The following is a 20,632-nucleotide window of genomic DNA, read 5'->3' on the forward strand; positions in this document are numbered from 1 at the left end:
TCAGACACGGTGCGTGCCGTCGCGAACCGTCCCCACGAGGTCTTCGACCAGGTCCTCCAGCGCCACCACGGCGGTGACGGCGCCGTCGGCGGCGGTGACCAGCGCGAGATGACTGTTGGTGCGCCGCAGCCGGGACAGCGCATCGGGCAGCGGCAGCGAGGCGGGCACCTGCGGCAGCGGCCGCACCATCGCCGAATCAACCACCGTCGCCTGGTCGTAGCCGTCCTCGAGCAGGGGCAGCACATCCTTGATGTGCAGGTAGCCGATGAACGCTCCATGGGTGTCGGCGACCGGGAACCGGGAATAGCCGGTCTCCTTCAGCGCCTCCTCGAGGGCGCCGACCGTCGGGCCCGCGCCTTCCCGCGCGACCGGGACCGCCCGGATCGTGGCCAGCGGCAGGGCCACGTCGTCGACCACCCGGTTGCGGATCTGCAATGCCCTGGTCAGCCTGGTGTGTTCCTCGGGGTCGAGAAGCCCCTCCGACAGCGATTCGGCGATCATCTCGGAAAGCTCGACGGTCGACACCGTGACATCGAGTTCGTCCTTGGGCTCCACCCCGAACGTGCGCAGGGTCCTGTTGGCGCACCAGTTGTAGAACGCGATGAACGGGCGGGCGGCCCGCATGTAGACCAGATAGACCGGTATCAGCAGCATCGCGGTCGACTCCGGGCCCGCGATCGCGATGTTCTTCGGCACCATCTCGCCGAGCAGCACGTGCAGCGTCACGACGATGGACAGCGCCACCAGGAACGACACCGTGTGCAGTAGTGCGTCCGGGATGCCGAGGAGTCCGAACGGTACCTCGAGCAGGTGCGCGACGGCGGGCTCGGCGACCCGGCCGAGCAGGATCGAGCACACCGTGATGCCCAGCTGCGCGCCTGCCAGCATCAGCGACAGGTTCTCACCGGCCCGGATCACGGTGACGGCGCTCTTCTTGCCCTGCTCGGCGAGTGCCTCCAGCCGATCACGCCGCGCGGAGATCAGCGCGAACTCCGAACCGACGAAGAATGCGTTGGCTCCCAGCAGCAGCACCGCCAGCAGGACTCCGAAGATGTCGCCCATCAGCGGGCTCCGTCCTCGTCGTCGTCGCCGCGGGGTCCGAGCTCGGTGAGCTCGAGCAGGTCGATCCGGCGGCCGTCCATCCGCACCACGGTCGCCAGCCAGACCACCGGGTGGTCGATCGATCCGTCCGGATTGAAGGCGGTCAACTCCACCGATTCGCCTTCTTCGGGGATGTGGCCGAGCGTCTCGAGCACCAGCCCGCCGATTGTTTCGTAGTCACCCTCCGGCGCCCGGAACTCGGTGTTCTCGGCCACCTCGTCGATACGCAGCAGTCCCGAGACCTGCCAGCCGCCCCCGGCGGGCACGACGTCGGGCGGTTCGTCGTCGTGCTCGTCGCGCACGTCTCCGACGATCTCCTCGATCAGGTCCTCCACCGTCACCATTCCCGCGGTGCCGCCGTACTCGTCGACCACCAGCGCCGTCTGCAGCCCGTTGGCACGCACCTCCGACATCACCGCGTCCCCGTCGAGGGTCGAGGGCACCTTGGCGACCGGCTGCACGATGTCGGCCAGTCGGGTCGACGAACGCTGACCGTAGGGCACCGCGAACACCTGCTTGACGTGCACCACGCCGATGGTTTCGTCGAGATCGCCGTCGATGACGGGGAAGCGCGAGTGCCCGGTCCGCACGGCTGCCTCGCTGAGATCGACCACGGTGGCGTCGGCGTCCAGCGTGTCGATCTTGGAGCGCGGCGTCATCAATTCCTCGGCGGTGCGCTCACCGAACTGCAGCGAGCGGTCCACCAGGACGGCGGTGACGAGATCCAGCGAGCCGCTACGGGCGGAGGTGCGCACCAGCGACACCAGTTCCTGCGGTGAGCGCGCCGACCGGAGTTCCTCCGCGGGCTCGATACTCATTCGTCGCAGAATCCAGTTCGCGGTGCCGTTGGTGAGCTTGATCAGCGGTGTGAACACGAAGGAGAAGAACAGCTGCGGGCCTGCCGACCACCGCGCGGTCGGGACGGCGCGGGCCACCGCGAGGTTCTTGGGAACGAGTTCACCGAAGATCATCGAGATCGACGTGGCGATCAGGATCGCCAGCACCAGGGCCAGGCCGCCGGTGAACCGTTCCGGGACCCGAATCGCGGTCAGGCCCGGTTCGATGAGCTTCGCGACGACGGGCTCGGCGAGGAAACCGGTGGCCAGCGTGGTGATCGAGATCCCGACCTGCGCTCCCGACAGCTGCGTGGACAGCGACCGGTGGGCCTTCTGCACCAGCACGTCGCGGCGGTCGCCGGTGCGCACATTGGCCTCGACGGTGCTGCGCTCCAGCGCGGTGAGGGAGAACTCCGCGGCGACGAACACCGCCGTGCCCGCGGTCAGCAGGACGAACGCGACCAGGGGCAACACCGACATGACGACGCTCATCGCGCTGCTCCCGCGACGGAATGCGGTCGGTCGGTGGGATGACCGGAGAAGCCGGGCCGGGCGCCCGGCCGACTAGAGGACGGCTCGGCCTCGGCGGGCTCATGGTCAGGCGGCTCGGCGTGTACGGCCGGCTCGGATGGGCCTCCATCCAGTGCCTGCGGCACCTGCTCCCTTTCCTCTGCGTACGGATGACTCGTGGCAACCCTGCGGCGCCCGAATCCGACTGATGGTCAACACATGTTAGCGGAACAGCCGGAGCCACCCACCCGGGTCGCTATTCAGTCAAGCCTAACCTCACCGGCTGGTAGGTTTCACGGCAAGGTCACAGGGGACCTGCCCGGATCACCGTTCGTCGGAAGGCCCCTTTCACCCGAAGGCACGTTCCCCGAAAGGCAGTCCACGTACATGTCCCCCCAGAGATCGATCTCCCGACTGGCCGGCGCGCTCGCTGCCGTCGCCGCGATGCTGACGTTCACCGCCTGCGGGTCCGGGTCGAGCACCGACGACGGCGACAAGATCGTCGTCTACTCGGGCCGCAGCGAAGAACTGGTCGCGCCGCTGATCGAACAGTTCAGCACCGACACCGGCATCCAGGTCGAGGCCCGCTATGCCGGTTCCGGCGAGCTGGCCGCCCAGCTCGTCACCGAGGGCGACAAGTCGCCGGCCGACGTGTTCCTGTCGCAGGACGCGGGTGCGCTGGGCGCCGTGTCCAAGGCCGGTCTGCTGGCGCCCGTCGACGCCGAGACGCTGCAGGCCGTCCCCGAACAGTTCTCCGCGGCGGACGGTACCTGGGTGGGAGTGTCCGGGCGCGCGCGCGTCGTCGTCTACAACCCGACCGTGGCCCCCACTCCACCCGACACGATCGACGGGCTGCTGGCCCCGGAATGGAAGGGCAAGATCGGCTTCGCCCCGAGCAACGCCTCCTGGCAGGCCTTCGTGACTGGGCTGCGCGTCGTACGCGGGGAGGACGGCGCCGAGCAGTGGCTGCGCGCGTTCAAGGCCCAGGATCCTGTCGCCTTCGAGAACAACGTGGCGGTCCGCGACGCGGTGGACTCCGGGCAGGTCGCACTCGGCCTGGTCAACCACTACTACCTCTACGAGTTGATCAACAGCAAGGGCGAGGACGCGGTGACGGCGCAGAACAAGTTCATGGCGGCGGGGGATCCCGGCGGCCTGATCAACGTCGCGGGTGTCGGGGTGCTCAAGACGGCACCCAATCCCGAAGGGGCACAGGCGTTCGCCGCCTACCTGGTCGGGGAGTCCGCGCAGAAGTACTTCGCCGAGGAGACGGCGGAGTATCCGCTCGTGGCCGGGGTGGCGCCGTCGGCGGCGATGCCGCCGCTGAGCGACCTGCAGCCGCCCGCGGTTGACCTCTCGCAACTCGACGACATCGAGGCGACCCAGGAGCTGCTGGTCAAGACCGGCCTGCTCACGAACTGACCGGGTGCTGGTGACCGTCGGCCGTGGCCGCCCGCCCGCGCTGCTGGTGATCCCGGCCGCCCTCGTGGTGGCGGGCACGCTGATACCGCTGGCCTATCTCGTGGCGCGGGCGCTCGAGCGTGGCATGCCGTTCATCATCGACGAACTGCTCCAACCGCGCACCGCCGCGCTGGTCGGTCGGTCGTTACTGCTCGTGGTCGTGGTCACCGCGGCCTGCGTGCTGCTCGGGGTGGGACTGGCCGTGCTGGTCAGCCGGACCGACGTCACGGCCCGACGCACGCTGGCCGTCGCACTCACGTTGCCGCTGGCGATGCCGAGCTACCTTCTGGCCTATCTGTGGGTGTCCGCGTTCCCGTCGGTGACCGGGTTCTGGGGTGCGTGTCTGGTGTTGACCCTGGTCAGCTATCCGCTGGTGTTGCTGACCACGATGGCGGCCCTGGCTCGCATCGATCCCGCACAGGAGGAGGTGGCGCGGTCGCTGGGCCTCGGCGGATTCGCCGTGCTGTTCCGGGTGACGCTTCGCCAGGCTCGTGCCGCGATCGCCGCGGGCGCTCTGCTGGTGGCCCTCTATGTGCTCAGCGATTTCGGCGCCGTCGCCGCGATGCGATTCGAGGCGTTCACCTGGGTCATCTACGGGGCCTACCGCTCGGGCTTCAATCCGGCCCGCGCCGCAGTGCTCTCGCTGGTGCTGATGGTGTTCGCGGTGGGCCTGGTGATCGCCGAGGGCCGGGCCCGCGGGCTGGCATCGTCGTCGCGGATCGGCGGCGGCGCACCCCGGCCGGCGCCGCTGAACCGCCTGGGGGCGTGGCAGGCGGTCGCCCTGCTGGTTCCGGCCGCCGTGCTGGCCGCCGCCGTCGTCGTGCCGGGCGTGACGCTCGCCGACTGGCTGCTGACGGCGGGTCCGCGGTGGGATTTCGCGGAATGGATCGAAGCCCTGGGGTCGACGGTCGGGCTGTCGGTGGCCGCCGCCGTGGTAACCACGCTGGCGGCCCTGCCACTCGGCGTGCTCGCCGCCCGTCACCGCGATCGCGCGACGCGGGCGCTGGAGGGCGCAAGCTATGTGGCCCACGGGCTTCCGTCGATCGTCATCGCGATCTCCATGGTGTCGCTCGGCGTGCTCCTGCTGCGTCCCCTCTACCAGCGCGAACCGTTGCTGATCCTGGCCTATACGGTGCTGTTCGTGCCCTTGGCGATCGGATCGGTCCGTGCGGCGGTGGAGTCGTCGCCGATCCGCCTCGAAGAGGTGGCCCGCTCGCTGGGCCGCACCCCGTTGCGGGCCTTCGGGGCGGTCACCGCGAAGGTGGCACTGCCCGGCATCGCGGCCGGAGCGGCGCTGGTGCTGCTGACCTGCATGAAGGAACTGCCGGTCACCCTGCTGCTGCATCCCACCGGCACCGACACCCTGGCGACCAGGCTGTGGAGCTACAGCTCGGTCAGCGACTACGCCGCGGCAGCGCCCTACGCGGCGGCCCTGCTGGTGTTCGCGGCCGTCCCGACGGCGGTGCTCGGGATGTGGAGCACCAGCGCAGGCGGAGTCCGCAGTGACTGACACGGTTGCGGCAGCCGTTGCGGCGCGGGGTATCTCGAAATCCTTCGGCGACCGGCAGGTGTTGTCCGGCGTCGACCTCGACCTGCCGGAGGGCACCATCACCGCGGTGCTGGGGCCGTCCGGATGCGGCAAGACGACGCTGCTGCGCATCCTGGCCGGCTTCGAGACCCCCGACGCGGGGACGGTGCGCATCGCCGGGGAACTGGTCGCGGGCGGGACCACCACCGTGCCGGTGCACCGGCGGCGGGTGGGACTGATGCCGCAGGAAGGAGCCCTGTTCCCGCATCTGAGCGTGGCGGAGAACATCGCCTTCGGCATGGACCGCGCCACCCGGCGGGACGCGCGGGCGCGGGTTGCGCACTGGCTGTCGGTGGTCGGACTCGACGGGCTCGCAGACGCCCGCCCCCACGAGATCTCCGGCGGTCAGCAACAGCGGGTGGCGCTGGCCCGCGCGTTGGCCGCCAGGCCGCGGGTGCTGCTGCTCGACGAACCGTTCGCCGCGCTCGACGCGGGCCTGCGGGTCCGGGTGCGCGAGGACATCGCCGCGATCCTGCGGGAGGCCGGCACCACCGCGCTGCTGGTCACCCATGACCAGTCGGAAGCTCTCTCACTTCCCGGTTCGGTGGCCCTGCTGATCGACGGCACCATCGCCCAGCACGGCACCCCCGCTGATCTCTACGCCCGGCCAACAACCCTGGCGAATGCCCGATTCATCGGTGCCACAGTCGAATTGGCGGGCACTGCGAGCTCGGGGACGGTGCACACCGCGTTGGGGACCCTGCAGGCCCGACTGCCTGTGGCCGACGGTCCCGCGGTGGTGGTGCTACGGCCCGAGCAGCTTCGGCTCGGCGTGGCCGGCTCCGGAGCTCCCGCCCGGGTGACGGTGTGCCGGTTCTACGGCGCGGACACCGTCGTCCATGTCGAGCTTGCGGACGGCAGCGCGGTCCAGCTGCGCAGCCCGGGGGAGACGATCCTGGCCGAAGGCTCCACCGTCACCGTGGAGGTCGCGGGCAGCGACGTACCGGGGGTCCTGGCCTATCCGTCACCAACCGGTGGGCAGCGGGTGGCCCTCAGCGAAGCCGGCGGCTGACTGCACGCCGAGCACCACCTTCTCGTGCAGCTCGGGCAGTGTGGCCGCGCCCACGTACGTGCAGGTGCTGCGCACCCCCGACGTGATGTGGTCGAGCAGGTCCTCCACACCACCGCGAACCGGGTCCAGGCCCATCTTCGAGGTCGAGATGCCCTCCTCGAACAGCGCCTTGCGGGCGCGCTCGAACGAGCTGTCGGCGGACGTCCGAGCGGCGACCGCGCGCTTGGAGGCCATGCCGTAGCTCTCCTTGTACGGCTGGCCGTCGCGGTCACGCAGCAGGTCGCCCGGCGACTCGTAGGTACCGGCGAACCAGGATCCGATCATCACGTTGGAAGCTCCCGCGGCCAGGGCGAGCGCCACGTCGCGCGGGTGCCGGACTCCTCCGTCGGCCCACACGTGGCCGCCGAGTTGGCTTGCCGCATCAACACATTCGACGACCGCGGAGAACTGCGGACGGCCGACGCCTGTCATCATCCGGGTGGTGCACATCGCACCGGGGCCGACACCGACCTTGACGATGGACGCCCCGGCCTTCAGCAGGTCGCGGGTGCCTTCTGCCGAGACCACGTTGCCCGCCGCCAGCGGCAGACCGAGGCCGAGCGACGACACCGCCTTGATCGCATCGATCATCTTGGTCTGGTGGCCGTGGGCGGTGTCGACGACGAGGACGTCCACACCGGCCTCGGCGAGGGCGGCGGCCTTCGCTGCGACGTCCCCGTTGATCCCGACCGCCGCAGCGATCCGCAGTCGCCCCGATACGTCGACCGCGGGGGTGTAGATCCCCGCCCGAATCGCGCCGGTGCGGGTCAGGACGCCTGCCAGCGTGCCGTCGGGTTCGGTCAGCACCGCGATGTCGACCGGTGCGTGCTCGAGCAGTTCGAACACCGTGCGAGGGTGGGTGCCCACCGGCACGGTGATCAGTTCGGTGTCGGCGACGTCACGCACGCGAGCGAAACGGTCGACGCCGACGCAGGCCGCCTCGGTGACCAGGCCGATGGGACGGTTCTCGACGACCACCACCGCGGCGCCGTGCGCCCGCTTCGGGATCAGGGCGCTGGCATCGGACACCGAGTCGTCCGGCGACAGCGTCACCGGGGTGTCGGCCACCAGGTCGCGGCTCTTGACGAAGTCGACGGTCGCCTTGACCGCCTGGATCGGCAGGTCCTGGGGGAGCACCACGAGGCCGCCGCGACGGGCGACGGTTTCGGCCATCCGGCGCCCGGCGACAGCCGTCATGTTGGCCACGACGACCGGGATCGTCGTGCCGGTGCCGTCGGAGGTCGACAGGTCGACGTCGAATCGTGAGACGAGGTCGCTTCGGCTCGGGACGACGAAGACGTCGTTGTAGGTCAGGTCGTACGGCGGCACGTGGTTGTGAAGAAACTGCACGCACTCCAGCCTAGGGCCGACGCTGTCAGGCCTCGACCTCGCTGCGATCCCCGCTCCACAACGTGTGGAACCGCTTCGCCGGGTCGGTGTCGATGCGGCCGTAGGTGTGCGCGCCGAAGAAGTCCCGCAACCCCTGGGTCAGGGCCGCGGGTAGCCGCTCGGTGCGCAACCCGTCGTAGTACGACAGCGCGGAGCTGAACCCGGGGATCGGGATGCCCAACTCGGTGGCCTTGATGACCACGCGGCGCCAACTGTCGATGGCGTTCTCGATCGCGGCGCGGAAGTACGGGTCGACGATCAGCGTGGGCAGTTCGGGGTCGTTGTCGAACGCGTCCTTGATCCGGTTGAGGAACTTGGCGCGGATGATGCAGCCGCCGCGCCAGATGGTCGCCATGTCGCCGGGGGTGATGTCCCAGTCGTATTCGGCCGAGCCGGCCTGGATCTGGTTGAAGCCCTGGGCATAGGCGATGATCTTCGACGCGTACAGCGCCTGGCGGATGTCCTCGGTGAACTGTGCGGCATCCGCGGGCCGGTCGCCGAGATCGCCCGATGCCAAGCCGGTGGTGGCCTTGCGCTGAGCGACCGAACCCGACAGCGCGCGGGCGAACACCGCCTCGGCGATACCGGTGACGGGCACCCCCAGGTCGAGCGCCGACTTGACCGTCCAGCGGCCGGTGCCCTTCTGCTCGGCCTCGTCGAGGATCAGGTCGACCAGCGGCTTGCCGGTCTTGGCGTCGGTCTGGCGCAGCACCTGCGCGGTGATCTCCACCAGGAAGCTGTCCAGGTCGCCGGAGTTCCACTCGGTGAACACGTCGGCGATCTCGGGTGCGGACTTGCCCAGCCCGTCGCGCAACAGCTGGTAGGCCTCGCCGATCAACTGCATGTCGGAGTACTCGATGCCGTTGTGCACCATCTTGACGAAATGCCCTGCGCCGTCGGGCCCGATGTGGGTGCAGCACGGCGCGCCGTCGACGTGGGCGGAGATCTCCTCGAGCAGCGGCCCGAGGCTCTTGTACGACTCGGCGGGTCCGCCGGGCATGATCGAGGGGCCGTTGAGCGCACCCTCTTCGCCTCCGGAGATCCCTGCGCCTACGAAATGCAGGCCACGGTCGCGCATCGCCTTCTCGCGGCGGATGGTGTCGGTGTAGAGCGCGTTGCCGCCGTCGATGATGATGTCGCCATCTTCCATGGCGTCGGCGAGCTCGTTGATGACCGCGTCGGTCGGGTCACCGGCCTTCACCATGATCAAGACCCGCCGTGGCTTCTCCAGCGCGGCAAGGAATTCCGGAATCGTCTCGCTGCGCACGAAGTTGCCGTCGGACCCGTGTTCGGCCAGCAACGCGTCGGTCTTGGCGATCGAGCGGTTGTGCAGCGCGACCGTGTAGCCGTGCCTGGCGAAGTTGCGCGCGATGTTCGATCCCATGACGGCGAGCCCGGTGACGCCGATCTGGGCGGTGCCCTCAGGGGTGGGGGACTGCGACGAGCTCATAGACGAAAACCCTTCCGGTCTGTTGTTGCGGCACAGCTTCTGGTCATCAAACACCCAGTGGAGGCAGGGTGCTCAGGCAAAGAACAGCCGGTGCAACTCGGTCAACCACGGCACCGCCAGCGCGACGGTGGGGACGACGAGCACGGCGGCCGCCGCGACGTAGGCGGCCGCGGCGAGCATGAGGCTGTTCGGCCTGCCCCCGAGGCGGCGCACCCGCACCACCGTCGTGGGTCCGCCGGCCGCCAGCGCCCCCCGGGGGGTGTGGCCCGCGGCACAGGCCACCAGCGCGCGCGCCAGCGGGGTCGGGCCGGTGGAGCGTACCGCCGCGTCGTCGGCGAGCAGTTCGATCAGCAGCCGCACCGCGTCGAGCGCGCTGGCGCTGCGGACGAACCGCGGAAACGCGGCGTTCACCGCGGTGAACATCTCCAGGACGAGGTCATGGCGGGCCCGCAGGTGGGCGCGCTCGTGGGTGAGGATTGCGGTGATCTCGTTGTCCGCCAAGGTGTTCAGCGCACCCTCGCTGACGACGACGCGACTGCGCACGCCGGGCAGGCAGTATGCCAGCGGCTGGGCCACGTCGAGGATCCGCAGGCCCGCACCGGCCAGCGGTCGGGGATGGTGGCCGCACAGTCGCGGCGCGGTGGCGCGAGATGCGCCGACCAGATCGACCACCATCCGGTGGTGTGCCCGCCGCCGACGGGTGGCGATCGCCACGTTGATCACGGAGGCGATCAGCCGGGCGCCGATCATCAGGGTGAGCGCGAAGACCAGCACGTAGGCGGTCCACAACGGCCATCCGAGCACCGCGATCTCGCTGGTGATCGTTGCCGTTGGACGCCCGTCCGCGCCGGGGACGAACAGCCGGCTGGCGATGGCGATTCCGGCGGAGAACGCCGAGAGGACCGCGGCCAGCGCGACGGACTGCCAGAGCACGATCGCCGCACGTGGTGCGCGCAACGGCCAGCTGGCTCGCGCCAGCATCGCGGGCACCGGCCCCGACAGCAGCAGAGCGACGAGGGTGAAGGCCAGCGCGGACACGCTGTAAGTGTCTCTCAGGCGGTGCCCGCACCGCCAGCGGGTCGGTCGTGACGTTCTTTACCTTCGAGCTCGGCCAGCGCGCGGCGTAGCGCGGCCGCCTCGTCGGCGCCGACCCGCTCGACGAAATGCACCAGCGCCGAAGCCCGGCTGCCGGAGTCGGAGGCCTGGTCGAGCGCGTCGACCATCAGCCCGGCGACCAGTTCGTCACGGCCGTGCGTGGGGGCGTAGCGGTGCGCCCGATCGTCGCGGTGCTGGACCACCAGATTCTTCTTCGCCAGGCGCTGCAGCACCGTCATGATCGTCGTATAGGCGAGGTCACGGTGCGCTGCCAGCGCTTCATGCACCTGGCGCACGGTTTGCGGCTCATCCGCAGACCACAGGTGGTCCATGACGGACCGCTCCAATTCCCCGAGCCGTGTCACCTTGGTCATCTTCCGCTCATCTCCTACCGGCTGTGACCCAAAGCCTACTACGGGATTACTACCGCGTGTCGTATCCGTTCTCGACCCCTTTCTTCCGGTCCACGCAGGGACGCCGTGGATGTTGTCAACGCCATGTTCACCGGCCCGTTCGCCGAGGTTGTGAGTCCAGTCACAGGGGGTAGCCCCCTCGGCGGCCAGCACTATAGTAAGGCTAACCTAACTCAGATTGGAGGTGGCCATGACGGTTGTGGTCGAGGATCCGCTCATCTCGGGGATGGCGGTCAGGCGCACACTGCCGATACACGAATCCAGCCGGCGACTCCGTGAGCTCTACCGGGAATGTCCCCGCGTCTACGGCGTCGCGGTGATGGGTGACCTGTCGCGACGACGGTGGTGGCCGCTTGCCGAGGTCCTGACCACCGACCGGCTGCAGACGATGTTCGACGCCGGCGTCGCCGAGACCGACAGCCGCGCCGCCGTGACCCAGCAGCTCGCCGCCACCTTCGCCCATGTGGTCGTCGGCCGGGTGATCCCGCTGCTCGTCCTCGAGGGGCGGGCCTGGGACACCGGGTTGGAGAACCTGTGGGTGCATGTCGACTCCGAAGGCGCCATCGATTGGGTGGGCGTGGTCGATCCGACGGTCCGGTGCCTGCCCGACGACCCGTTCTTCCGCAATCGACGGACGATCGGGGTCGGCCGGTCCGCGCAGGACGGGATCGTGGCGCTGCCCGGCGAGGCCGCTCTGACGACATGGATCGCCCACCGCAGTCATCGTGCGTTGGGGCCACTGTTCGAGAAACTCGCCGCGGTCAGCGGCGGCTCGATGTCCGTGCCGTCGATGTGGCACATCGTCGGCGGGTCGGTGGTGGGCGCGGCGACGCAGGTGCCGCTGCTGGCCGGGTCCAGCGAGGTCGTCAGCATGCGCCGCGCGCAGGCCGTCCTGGACGCGCTCGTCGGCTTCGGGCTGCCGGTACGGGGGACGCCCAGGATGACCTCGGGGAAGCTCTTGCTTAATTAGGGCAGCCTTGCCTATTCTCGAGGAGCACGAAATTCGGTACCACCGGACCGCGCCGGAGTCCTGAGGGCTGCAGAGACCCCCGGTCCAACCGAAGGATGGGCCCCACGCATCGCGTGGGGCCCATCCGCATTTTCGCGCGCGACCCGTGACCCCACATCTGGTTGGACGCCGCAGGACGTGTAGACACTGAGCCGTGACGACTGACCTTCCCGACGGCCTCGGCAACGGATTCGACCGCGCGCTGGGGCTCACGTATCTCGAGGTGACGCCCGACGGCGGCCGAGCACAGCTGCAGATCACCGACACGCTGCTGCAGCCGTACGGCATCGTGCACGGAGGCGTGTACTGCTCGGCCGTCGAGAGCCTGGCCAGTGTCTCGGCGGCGGTCTGGCTCGCCGCCAACGGCGGCGGCAACGTCGTCGGCGTGAACAACAACACCGACTTCCTGCGCGCGATCGGCTCGGGCACCGTGACGGCCGTGTCCACCCCGATTCACCGGGGGCGCCGTCAGCAGCTGTGGCTGATCACGATCACCGATGCCGACGACCGGCTCGTGGCCCGCGGCCAGGTCCGGCTGCAGAACATCGCCGCCGAATAGCCGCGCCGCGGCGCGTGCGCTGCCGACTGCCGTCTGCCGTGGCAGGATCGCGCACTATGCGTTTGACCCCGCATGAGCAGGAGCGGCTGCTGATCTCCTACGCAGCCGAACTCGCCCGCCGCCGCCAGGCGCGCGGCCTGAAACTGAACCACCCCGAGACCGTCGCGGTCATCACCGACCACATCCTCGAGGGTGCGCGCGACGGCCGCTCCGTCGCGGAGTTGATGGTCAGTGGCCGCGAAGTGCTCGGCCGCGACGACGTGATGGCAGGGATACCCGAGATGCTGCACGACGTTCAGGTCGAGGCGACCTTCCCCGACGGCACCAAGCTCGTCACCGTCCACCACCCGATCCCCTGAAGGGGGTGACGACAGTGATCCCGGGCGAGGTCGTATACGGCGAAGGCACCATCGAGATCAATCCGGGCGCGCCCCGGCTGGAGTTGGACATCGTCAACACCGGCGACCGGCCGGTCCAGGTCGGCAGCCATGTGCACGTGCCGCAGGCCAACAGCGCCCTGCAGTTCGACCGCGCCGCCGCGCACGGGCAGCGGTTCGACATCCCGGCAGGCACCGCGGTCAGGTTCGAACCCGGTGTTGCGCAGCGTGTCTCACTCGTCCCCCTGGCAGGCACCCGCGAGGTGTACGGCCTCAGCCTGCACCCGCCGGGCAGATTGGATACAGACGAATGACCGAGCTGTCCCGCTCCCGTTACGCGGCCCTGTTCGGCCCGACGACCGGTGACCGCATCCGGCTGGCCGACACCGACCTGTTCATCGAGATCACCGAGGACCGCAGCGGTGGGCCCGGCCGCGCCGGCGACGAGGCGGTCTTCGGCGGCGGCAAGGTTCTTCGGGAGTCGATGGGTCAGTCGCGCGCCACCCGCGCCGACGGAGCGCCGGACACCGTGATCACCGGCGCGGTGATCCTCGACCACTGGGGGATCATCAAGGCCGACATCGGCATCCGCGACGGCCGCATCACCGCGATCGGCAAGGCGGGCAACCCCGACATCATGTCCGGCGTGCACCCGGACCTGGTGGTGGGCCCGTCGACCGAAGTCATCGCCGGCAATGGCCGCATCGTCACGGCGGGCGCCATCGACTGCCACGTCCACCTGATCTGCCCGCAGATCATGGAGGAGGCCCTCGGCGGCGGCATCACCACGATCGTCGCGGGCGGCACCGGCCCGGCCGAGGGCAGCAAGGCCACCACGGTGACGCCGGGAGCGTGGCATCTGGCCAGGATGCTCGAGGCGCTCGACACCTGGCCGCTCAACATCGCGCTGCTCGGTAAGGGAAACACCGTCAGCGCCGAGGCCATGTGGGAGCAATTGCGTGGCGGCGCAGCGGGTTTCAAACTCCACGAGGACTGGGGCACGACACCGGCCGCCATCGATGCCTGCCTCACCGTCAGCGAGGCCGCGGGCGTGCAGGCCAACATCCACACCGACACGCTCAACGAGGCCGGGTTCGTCGAGGACACCCTCGCCGCGATCAAGGGCCGGTCGATCCACGCCTATCACACCGAGGGCGCCGGGGGCGGGCACGCTCCGGACATCATCACCGTCGCCGGCCGGCCGAATGTGCTGCCGAGCTCGACCAACCCGACCCGGCCGCACACGGTGAACACCCTCGACGAGCACCTCGACATGCTGATGGTCTGCCATCACCTCAACCCCAGCGTGCCCGAGGATCTCGCGTTCGCCGAGAGCCGGATCCGGCCGTCCACGATCGCCGCCGAGGACCTGCTGCACGACATCGGCGCGATCTCGATGATCGGCAGCGACGCGCAGGCGATGGGGCGCATCGGCGAGGTGGTGCTGCGCACCTGGCAGACCGCGCACGTGATGAAGCGCCGCCGCGGTGCGCTACCCGGCGACGGTGTGGCGGACAACTTCCGGGCGCGCCGCTATGTCGCGAAGTACACCATCTGTCCGGCCGTCGCGCACGGCCTCGATCACGAGATCGGGTCCGTCGAGGTCGGTAAGCTCGCCGACCTGGTGCTGTGGGAGCCCGCGTTCTTCGGGGTGCGCCCGCACGCGGTGCTCAAGGGCGGAATGATCGCGTGGGCAGCGATGGGCGACGCCAACGCCTCCATTCCCACACCCCAGCCGGTGTTGCCCCGGCCGATGTTCGGCGCGGCTCCGGCCGCGGCCGCCGCCACGTCGGTGCACTTCGTCGCGCCGCAGGCGATCGAGGACGGTCTGGCCGACCGGCTCGCGGTCAACCGCAGGCTCGTCGCCGTCGGCAATGTCCGCGGCGTGGGCAAGGCGCAGATGCCGCACAACGACGCGCTGCCCGACATCCAGGTGGACCCCGACACGTTCACTGTGCGGATCGACGGGGAGGTCTGGCAGGAACAGCCCGCCACCGAACTGCCGATGGCCCAGCGCTACTTTCTTTTCTGATGTCCAGTCTCGCCACCCTGCTGGCCCTGTCCGACTCCCGGCTCCCGACCGGGGGCCATGTGCACTCGGGCGGCGTCGAGGAAGCGGTGAGCAGCGGTCTGGTGGTCGACCTCGCCACGCTGCGGGCGTATCTGGCGCGCCGCATCCGCACCAGCGGGCTGGTCACGGCGTCATTGGCGGCCGCCGTGCACCGAGGATCCCTGTCGGCCGTGGCGGGGGAGGCGGGCGACGCCGAAACCGACGCGCGCACACCGTCTCCTGCGGCGCGCGCCGCCTCGCGCGCCCAGGGACGAGGGCTGGTCCGGCTCGCACGGCGGGTCTGGCCCGACGCCGAGTGGGATGCGCTGGGCGCGACACCGCACCTCCCGGTCGCCGCCGGTGCGGTGGGCGCCGCCGGCGGATTGCTCCCCGAGCACACCGCGCTGTCGCTGATCTACACGACGATGACCGGTTCCGCGACCGCGGCACAGCGGCTGCTCGCCCTCGATCCCGGTGACGTCGCGGCGGTGACGTTCGAGCTCTCGGGGCTGTGCGAGCAGACCGCCGCCGAGGCCGCCAAGGATCTCGCCGATCTGTCCGACCCGCTGCTGGACGTTCTCGCCCAGCGACACACCGAACGCGACCGCCCCCTGTTCGCGTCGTAACGAAAGAAGCCCCATGCCACCGCATTTCCTGGACGGCCAGCCCCACACCAACACCGACCGCCCGCGCCGGGTGCGGCACGCGGGGGAGCCCCTGCGCATCGGCGTCGGCGGACCCGTCGGCTCCGGCAAGACGGCACTGGTGGCCGCCTTGTGCCGGCAGCTGCGCGACGAACTGTCGCTGGCGGTGCTGACCAACGACATCTACACGACCGAGGACGCCGATTTTCTGCGCCGCAATGCGGTGCTACCCGACGACCGGATCGCCGCGGTGCAGACCGGCGGATGTCCGCACACCGCGATCCGCGACGACATCACCGCCAACCTGGATGCCATCGACGACCTCGTGGCGGCGCACGATCGTCTGGGCGGACTGGATCTCATCCTGGTGGAATCAGGCGGCGACAACCTCACCGCGACGTTCTCGTCCGGGCTGGTGGACGTGCAGATCTTCGTGATCGATGTCGCGGGCGGGGACAAGGTGCCCCGCAAGGGCGGGCCGGGCGTGACCTTCTCGGATCTGTTGGTGGTCAACAAGACCGACCTCGCCCCGCTCGTCGGCGCCGACCTCGACGTGATGCGCCGCGACTCCGCGGCGGTGCGCGGTGAGCGTCCCACCGCGCTGATCTCGCTGACGGCCGACCCGGCCGCCACCCCCGTGCTGGGGTGGGTGCGTGAGCAGCTCAGGGTCGCGCAGGCGGTGTGAGCGAGCGAACGATCGGGGAACTGTGATGCGTTCGGACGTGCTCGTCGTTGCGCGCGCGGACCGCTCACCGCACATCGAGTGCGCGGGCGGGATCGCCGCGCGCCGCACCGAGCGCGACACCGTGCATCTGGTGTCGTCGGCAGCGACGCCGCTGGGCGGCGACGCGATCCACATCAGGCTGGTGGTGGAGTCCGGCGCCCGGCTGAGGCTGCGCACCGCCGCGGCCACCATGGTGTTACCGGGCAGCACCACGACGGAGTCGCACGCCACGTGGGCGCTGGAGGTCGCGGGCGAGCTCGACCTGGATCCGCTGCCGACGATCGTGGCCGCGGCGTCGCGCCATTTCGCCTCGACGTCCCTGAACCTGGCCGACGGTGCCAGTCTCAGGTTGGTCGAGCGGGTGCAGATCGGCAGAACCGGTGAGCGCCAAGGCTTCTGGTCGGGGTCGCTGCACGCCGACGTCGACGGCACACCGTTGCTCAGACACCGCGTCGAGCTCGGAAACACCTCGCTCGCCGACGACGAGATCGCCGCCCCGAGGGCGAGCATCAGCGAGTTGCACTACCCGCGCAGCGATGTCGATGCCGCGGGGGTGACCCTGGCGCTGGCGGCGGGCGGGTGCCTGTCGACCTGGCAGGGCGATCGGCTGTAGACCGAGCGCGGCTAACTGGCCGCCTTCTCGGTGTCCTGCACGGCCGCGGCGATCTCCTCGAGTTCCTCGATGCGGGTTCGCGCGTAGGCCTGCTGCTCGGTGATGGTCAGCTGCCCGCGATTACGCCCGAGGAACGTCACCGTCCATGACAACAGCGTGGTGATCTTGGTCTTGAAGCCGACCAGGTAGATCAGGTGCAGGAACAGCCAGGCCAACCACGCGATGAAGCCGCCGAACTCCAGCGGTCCGACCTTGGCCACCGCGCTGAACTTCGACACCGTGGCCATCGAGCCCTTGTCGAAATAGCTGAACGGCTCGCGCTGAGTCGGATCGGCGCCCTTGAGACCCGACGCGATCGCCTTGGCCGCGTACTTGCCTCCCTGGATCGCGCCCTGCGCCATGCCCGGCACCCCTTCGACCGCGGCCATGTCGCCGACGACGAACACGTCGGGGTGGCCGGGAACCGACAGATCGGGAAGCACCTTGACCCGTCCCGCGCGATCGAGTTCGACGCCCGACTGGTCGGCCAGGTCGCGCCCCAGCGGGCTGGCCGACACACCGGCCGACCACACCTTGCACGCGGATTCGATGCGACGCAGCGTCCCGTCGGGGTCCTTCACGGTGATCCCGTTGCGGTCGACGTCGGTCACCATGGCATTGAGCTGGATGTCGACGCCCATCTTCTCCAGCCGGGCCGCCGCCTTCTTGCCGAGCTTCTCACCCATCGGGGGAAGCACCGCCGGCGCGGCGTCGAGCAGGATCACCTTCGCCTTGGTCGAATCGATGTGCCGGAAGGCGCCCTTGAGGGTGTGGTCGGCCAATTCGGCGATCTGTCCGGCCATCTCGACGCCGGTCGGACCCGCACCGACGACCACGAACGTCAGCAGCTTCTCCCGCCGGACGGGGTCGCTGGACCGTTCGGCCTGCTCGAACGCTCCCAGGATGCGTCCACGCAACTCCAGCGCATCATCGATGGACTTCATGCCCGGCGCCCACTCGGCGAAGTGGTCGTTGCCGAAGTAGGACTGGCCCGCACCCGCGGCGATGATCAAGCTGTCGTACGGCGTGACGTAGGTGTGGCCGAGCAGTTCGGAGCGGACCGTCTTGGTCTCCAGGTCGATCCGGGTCACGTCACCGAGCAACACCTGGGCGTTTTTCTGGTTTCGCAGGATCACCCGCGTGGCCGGCGCGATCTCGCCCTCCGAGATGATGCCCGTCGCCACCTGGTACAGCAGCGGCTGGAACAGGTGGTGGGTGGTCCTGGCGATCAGCTTGATGTCGACGTCGGCCCGTTTGAGGTGCTTGGCCGCGGTCAGTCCACCGAATCCCGATCCGATGATGACCACTTTGTGCCGGTCGGAAACGGTGGCGCCGGGATGGCTCATCACAAACTCCTTGGACGGATCTCCGTGGCGAATTACCTGTTCGATACAACGAACACGTTAGCCGCCGCGCTTCCGGCGGGCGCGGTGACATGGCCCACCGGGCATCCCGGTCAGCCGGTCACCAGCGGTCTGAGCGCTTCTCCCAGCGCGGTGATGTGACCGTGCTGGTAACCCTGCAAGCTGGTGGGCAGGTTCAGGATCACCGCGTCGATGCCGGCGTCAAACACCTTGGTCTTGAGCTGGTCGGCGATCGCCTCGGCAGTGCCGACAACCATCCGTTGACCCATCTCCGCGGGAATGAGGTCGGCGGTGGCGTTCTCGTCGACCATCGCCGTCACCAGCATGCTGGTCTCCAGGGTCGCCGGGTCGCGACCGATGTCGTCGCACCTGGCTTTCACCACGTCCAGCTTGGCGCTCAGCTCGTCGAACCCGGCGATCACGTTGAGGTGGTCAAAGTGCCGAACCGCCAGCGGAATGGTCTTCTTCTCACCGCTTCCGCCGATCATCAGCGGAATATGGTCGCGGAAGCGGGGATTGGCCATGGCTTCCTGCACCCGGTAGTACTTGCCGGAGAACGTGGGACGCTCACCGCCGAGCATCGGCAGGATGATCTGCAGCGCCTCGTCGAGCTTGTTGAACCGGTCGGTGAAGGTGCCGAACTCGAAGCCGAGTTGGTCGTGCTCGAGTTCGAACCACCCGGTGCCGATGCCGAGGATCGCCCTGCCCTGGCTGATCACGTCGAGCGTGGTGATGGCCTTGGCCAGCAGCGTCGGGTTGCGGTAGGTGTTGCCCGTGACCAGGGTCCCCAGTTGGACCTTCTCGGTGGCGGTGGCCAGGGCGCCCAGGGCGGTGTAGGCCTCCAGCATCGGCAGATCCGGGCTGCCGAGCATCGGCAGCTGATAGAAGTGGTCCATCACGAAGACGGAGTCGAAGCCTGCCGCCTCGGCTTCCTGAGCCTGCGCGATGACGGTGGGGAACATCTCGGCTACGCCGGTGCCGTAGGAGAAGTTGGGGATCTGGAGTCCGAGTCGAATCGTCACGGCTTCGACCCTAACCATTCATCGCGGGGCGCCGAGGCTCGTTTCACCCGGCGCGAAGCGCGGAATAAACCGCGCGTCGTGACGGTTGCGGCGGAGCCTGTTCAGCCGAAGTTGGCCAGCGCGCCGTGGCTGACGTGCAACGTCTGGCCGGTGATGTGGCGGGCGGCGGGCGTGGTGAGGAACAAAGCCAGGCGGGAGATCTCCTCGCTGACCGACGGGGGAGTGCTGCCGAGGCCTTCGTAGCCGGGTTCGACCCCGCGCCCGGCGGCCACCGCGTTGACGGTGATGCCCCGGATGCCGAAGTGATTGGCCTGACCCGCGGTCCATTCGGTGACCGCGGCCTTGACGGCCGCGCCGGCGCTGCCGTCACCCGGGGGATCGAGGATCACGGTGACGATGGAGCCCCCGGAGTGCAGGTGGTCACCCAGAACCTGAACGGTCAGCATCGCCGACACCAGGCTGGCGTCGAAGAAGTTGCGCCATTCGGCGGCGCGGTCGGCCAGCGTGTAGGCGCGCGGGTCGCCGCCGCTCCAGGTCGGCGCCGGGACGTTGATGATCGTGTCCAGATGGACGGGTACCTGCTCGTGCAGTGTGGCGACCGACGCCGGGTCGGTGCCGTCGAAGACGATCGCGTCGACGTCGAGTTCTTTGGCGGCGACCTCGACATCGTCGCGGCGACTGCCCGCGATCACCACGGTGTGGCCCGCATCGCAGAAGCTCTCCGCGATCGTCCGCCCCAGATCGGTATCGCAACCCGTGACCAGAACATCCATCGTCGGCCCCTCCTGTCGTGTTCGGCGCTGAACCCCAGCGAGTGCCGCCAATGTTACTGGACAGTAGCTAGGCGGCGAAACTCGACGCGCCGGACCGGAGGCCCGGCCGGGGACGCCCGGCGTAACGGCGGCCCCGGCAGTCGCGATCAACGGGGTGGAACCACACACTGACCCAATTCGGCCATGTCGGCAACACCCCGTGCGACGCGCGGGGACATTCGGCTGTCAGCAAACGACAGTCCTGACTGCATGCAGACAGTTTCTGATGGACAGCAATGTCTCAATTCGACCCTCATTGAGCAACTCACACTTGCGTCACGGCCGTAACACGGTAGTTTCTTCCCCATGGTTCAGCCGGATGCGAATGTTCACCGCCGTAGGGGTCTCCCGAAGTCTGTGGGGCTTGCGGCGCTGTCGGGCGCCTCTGCAGCAGCTCTGATGGCAGCGTTGGCGCTGCCCGGCGTGGCAGGGGCCCAACCCGCACCGCCGCCGCCGCCACCGCCGCCACCCGGCGTCGTCGAGGGTGCGCCGCCCCCCGCCGATCCCAACGCCCCGGTCCCGCCG

At 69.3% G+C, this 20,632-nt stretch carries 20 protein-coding genes; 11 read left to right on the top strand and 9 right to left on the bottom strand.

What is annotated here, in order from left to right:
• A complete protein-coding gene (locus H7I57_RS12465; protein WP_264023813.1) occupies positions 1 to 1,062 on the bottom strand; it encodes a hemolysin family protein in 1,062 nt (353 codons plus the stop codon).
• Positions 1,062 to 2,429 (bottom strand): hemolysin family protein, encoded by a 1,368-nt coding sequence (locus H7I57_RS12470; protein WP_264023814.1) that lies wholly within the window; start codon positions 2,427 to 2,429, stop codon positions 1,062 to 1,064. Before H7I57_RS12470 ends, H7I57_RS12465 begins: the two co-directional genes overlap by 1 nt.
• Before the next feature lie 405 nt (positions 2,430 to 2,834).
• Here H7I57_RS12470 and H7I57_RS12475 point away from each other — a divergent pair, with 405 nt between their 5' ends.
• The 3 genes from H7I57_RS12475 to H7I57_RS12485 are packed head-to-tail and all read left to right on the top strand — an operon-like array spanning position 2,835 to position 6,508.
• On the top strand, positions 2,835 to 3,869 hold the full coding sequence (locus H7I57_RS12475) for an iron ABC transporter substrate-binding protein (protein ID WP_264023815.1): 1,035 nt from the start codon (positions 2,835 to 2,837) through the stop codon (positions 3,867 to 3,869).
• Between the two features lie 10 nt (positions 3,870 to 3,879).
• On the top strand, positions 3,880 to 5,418 hold the full coding sequence (locus H7I57_RS12480) for an ABC transporter permease (RefSeq protein ID WP_264023816.1): 1,539 nt from the start codon (positions 3,880 to 3,882) through the stop codon (positions 5,416 to 5,418).
• Entirely contained in the window at positions 5,411 to 6,508 is a 1,098-nt protein-coding gene (locus tag H7I57_RS12485) for an ABC transporter ATP-binding protein (RefSeq protein ID WP_264023817.1), read from the top strand. Before H7I57_RS12480 ends, H7I57_RS12485 begins: the two co-directional genes overlap by 8 nt.
• Here H7I57_RS12485 and H7I57_RS12490 read toward each other — a convergent pair.
• From H7I57_RS12490 to H7I57_RS12505, 4 genes are all read right to left on the bottom strand, one after another.
• Complete coding sequence (locus tag H7I57_RS12490) at positions 6,461 to 7,897, bottom strand: GuaB1 family IMP dehydrogenase-related protein (protein WP_264023819.1); 1,437 nt, start codon at positions 7,895 to 7,897, stop codon at positions 6,461 to 6,463. The genes H7I57_RS12485 and H7I57_RS12490 overlap by 48 nt on opposite strands.
• Before the next feature lie 25 nt (positions 7,898 to 7,922).
• Positions 7,923 to 9,386: an NADP-dependent phosphogluconate dehydrogenase gene (gnd, locus tag H7I57_RS12495; protein WP_264023820.1), complete on the bottom strand. Its 1,464-nt coding sequence runs from the start codon at positions 9,384 to 9,386 to the stop codon at positions 7,923 to 7,925.
• Positions 9,387 to 9,458: 72 nt separating this feature from the next.
• Positions 9,459 to 10,424, bottom strand: coding sequence for a M56 family metallopeptidase (locus tag H7I57_RS12500; protein WP_264023821.1), 966 nt, complete (start codon positions 10,422 to 10,424; stop codon positions 9,459 to 9,461).
• A 14-nt stretch (positions 10,425 to 10,438) separates the two neighbouring features.
• Positions 10,439 to 10,855, bottom strand: a complete 417-nt coding sequence (locus H7I57_RS12505; protein ID WP_264023822.1) for a BlaI/MecI/CopY family transcriptional regulator — start codon at positions 10,853 to 10,855, stop codon at positions 10,439 to 10,441.
• A gap of 229 nt (positions 10,856 to 11,084) precedes the next feature.
• Here H7I57_RS12505 and H7I57_RS12510 point away from each other — a divergent pair, with 229 nt between their 5' ends.
• The 8 genes from H7I57_RS12510 (at position 11,085) to H7I57_RS12545 (ending at position 16,870) form a co-directional block, all read left to right on the top strand.
• The gene (locus H7I57_RS12510) at positions 11,085 to 11,864 is read left to right on the top strand and encodes an iron reductase (RefSeq protein WP_264023823.1); all 780 of its coding nucleotides are present in this window, start codon (positions 11,085 to 11,087) and stop codon (positions 11,862 to 11,864) included.
• A gap of 193 nt (positions 11,865 to 12,057) precedes the next feature.
• Entirely contained in the window at positions 12,058 to 12,462 is a 405-nt protein-coding gene (locus tag H7I57_RS12515; protein ID WP_264023825.1) for a PaaI family thioesterase, read from the top strand.
• A gap of 56 nt (positions 12,463 to 12,518) precedes the next feature.
• Positions 12,519 to 12,821, top strand: a complete 303-nt coding sequence (locus H7I57_RS12520; RefSeq protein ID WP_264023826.1) for an urease subunit gamma — start codon at positions 12,519 to 12,521, stop codon at positions 12,819 to 12,821.
• A 14-nt stretch (positions 12,822 to 12,835) separates the two neighbouring features.
• Positions 12,836 to 13,153, top strand: a complete 318-nt coding sequence (locus H7I57_RS12525) for an urease subunit beta (protein WP_264023842.1) — start codon at positions 12,836 to 12,838, stop codon at positions 13,151 to 13,153.
• Entirely contained in the window at positions 13,150 to 14,871 is a 1,722-nt protein-coding gene (locus H7I57_RS12530) for an urease subunit alpha (protein WP_264023827.1), read from the top strand. The genes H7I57_RS12525 and H7I57_RS12530 overlap by 4 nt, the downstream gene beginning before the upstream one ends.
• A complete protein-coding gene (locus tag H7I57_RS12535) occupies positions 14,871 to 15,515 on the top strand; it encodes an urease accessory protein UreF (protein WP_264023828.1) in 645 nt (214 codons plus the stop codon). The genes H7I57_RS12530 and H7I57_RS12535 overlap by 1 nt, the downstream gene beginning before the upstream one ends.
• A 13-nt stretch (positions 15,516 to 15,528) precedes the next feature.
• Positions 15,529 to 16,218, top strand: a complete 690-nt coding sequence (ureG, locus tag H7I57_RS12540) for an urease accessory protein UreG (RefSeq protein ID WP_264023829.1) — start codon at positions 15,529 to 15,531, stop codon at positions 16,216 to 16,218.
• Between the two features lie 25 nt (positions 16,219 to 16,243).
• Complete coding sequence (locus H7I57_RS12545) at positions 16,244 to 16,870, top strand: urease accessory protein UreD (protein ID WP_264023831.1); 627 nt, start codon at positions 16,244 to 16,246, stop codon at positions 16,868 to 16,870.
• 11 nt (positions 16,871 to 16,881) lie between these two features.
• Here H7I57_RS12545 and H7I57_RS12550 read toward each other — a convergent pair whose 3' ends face one another.
• From H7I57_RS12550 to H7I57_RS12560, 3 genes are all read right to left on the bottom strand, one after another.
• Positions 16,882 to 18,255 (bottom strand): type II NADH:quinone oxidoreductase Ndh, encoded by a 1,374-nt coding sequence (locus H7I57_RS12550; protein WP_264023833.1) that lies wholly within the window; start codon positions 18,253 to 18,255, stop codon positions 16,882 to 16,884.
• Positions 18,256 to 18,365: 110 nt separating this feature from the next.
• Positions 18,366 to 19,295 carry an LLM class F420-dependent oxidoreductase gene (locus tag H7I57_RS12555; RefSeq protein WP_264023834.1) on the bottom strand — a complete coding sequence of 310 codons (930 nt, stop codon included), beginning with the start codon at positions 19,293 to 19,295 and terminating at the stop codon, positions 18,366 to 18,368.
• 101 nt (positions 19,296 to 19,396) lie between these two features.
• Positions 19,397 to 20,068 carry an SDR family oxidoreductase gene (locus tag H7I57_RS12560; RefSeq protein WP_264023835.1) on the bottom strand — a complete coding sequence of 224 codons (672 nt, stop codon included), beginning with the start codon at positions 20,066 to 20,068 and terminating at the stop codon, positions 19,397 to 19,399.
• Between the last annotated feature and the right edge of the window lie 564 nt (positions 20,069 to 20,632).

Origin of the sequence: Mycolicibacterium pyrenivorans, assembly GCF_025821625.1 — a bacterium.
In the GTDB taxonomy this organism is placed as follows: domain Bacteria; phylum Actinomycetota; class Actinomycetes; order Mycobacteriales; family Mycobacteriaceae; genus Mycobacterium; species Mycobacterium pyrenivorans.

Bases quoted from the DNA above. Each gene is read 5' to 3' on its own strand.
- H7I57_RS12535 (WP_264023828.1), top strand. From the start codon at position 14,871: ATGTCCAGTCTCGCCACCCTGCTGGCCCTGTCCGACTCCCGGCTCCCG.
- H7I57_RS12530 (WP_264023827.1), top strand. From the start codon at position 13,150: ATGACCGAGCTGTCCCGCTCCCGTTACGCGGCCCTGTTCGGCCCGACG.
- H7I57_RS12550 (WP_264023833.1), bottom strand. From the start codon at position 18,255: ATGAGCCATCCCGGCGCCACCGTTTCCGACCGGCACAAAGTGGTCATC.
- H7I57_RS12560 (WP_264023835.1), bottom strand. From the start codon at position 20,068: ATGGATGTTCTGGTCACGGGTTGCGATACCGATCTGGGGCGGACGATC.
- H7I57_RS12470 (WP_264023814.1), bottom strand. From the start codon at position 2,429: ATGAGCGTCGTCATGTCGGTGTTGCCCCTGGTCGCGTTCGTCCTGCTG.
- H7I57_RS12545 (WP_264023831.1), top strand. From the start codon at position 16,244: ATGCGTTCGGACGTGCTCGTCGTTGCGCGCGCGGACCGCTCACCGCAC.
- H7I57_RS12475 (WP_264023815.1), top strand. From the start codon at position 2,835: ATGTCCCCCCAGAGATCGATCTCCCGACTGGCCGGCGCGCTCGCTGCC.
- H7I57_RS12505 (WP_264023822.1), bottom strand. From the start codon at position 10,855: ATGACCAAGGTGACACGGCTCGGGGAATTGGAGCGGTCCGTCATGGAC.
- gnd (WP_264023820.1), bottom strand. From the start codon at position 9,386: ATGAGCTCGTCGCAGTCCCCCACCCCTGAGGGCACCGCCCAGATCGGC.
- H7I57_RS12465 (WP_264023813.1), bottom strand. From the start codon at position 1,062: ATGGGCGACATCTTCGGAGTCCTGCTGGCGGTGCTGCTGCTGGGAGCC.
- H7I57_RS12520 (WP_264023826.1), top strand. From the start codon at position 12,519: ATGCGTTTGACCCCGCATGAGCAGGAGCGGCTGCTGATCTCCTACGCA.
- ureG (WP_264023829.1), top strand. From the start codon at position 15,529: ATGCCACCGCATTTCCTGGACGGCCAGCCCCACACCAACACCGACCGC.
- H7I57_RS12510 (WP_264023823.1), top strand. From the start codon at position 11,085: ATGACGGTTGTGGTCGAGGATCCGCTCATCTCGGGGATGGCGGTCAGG.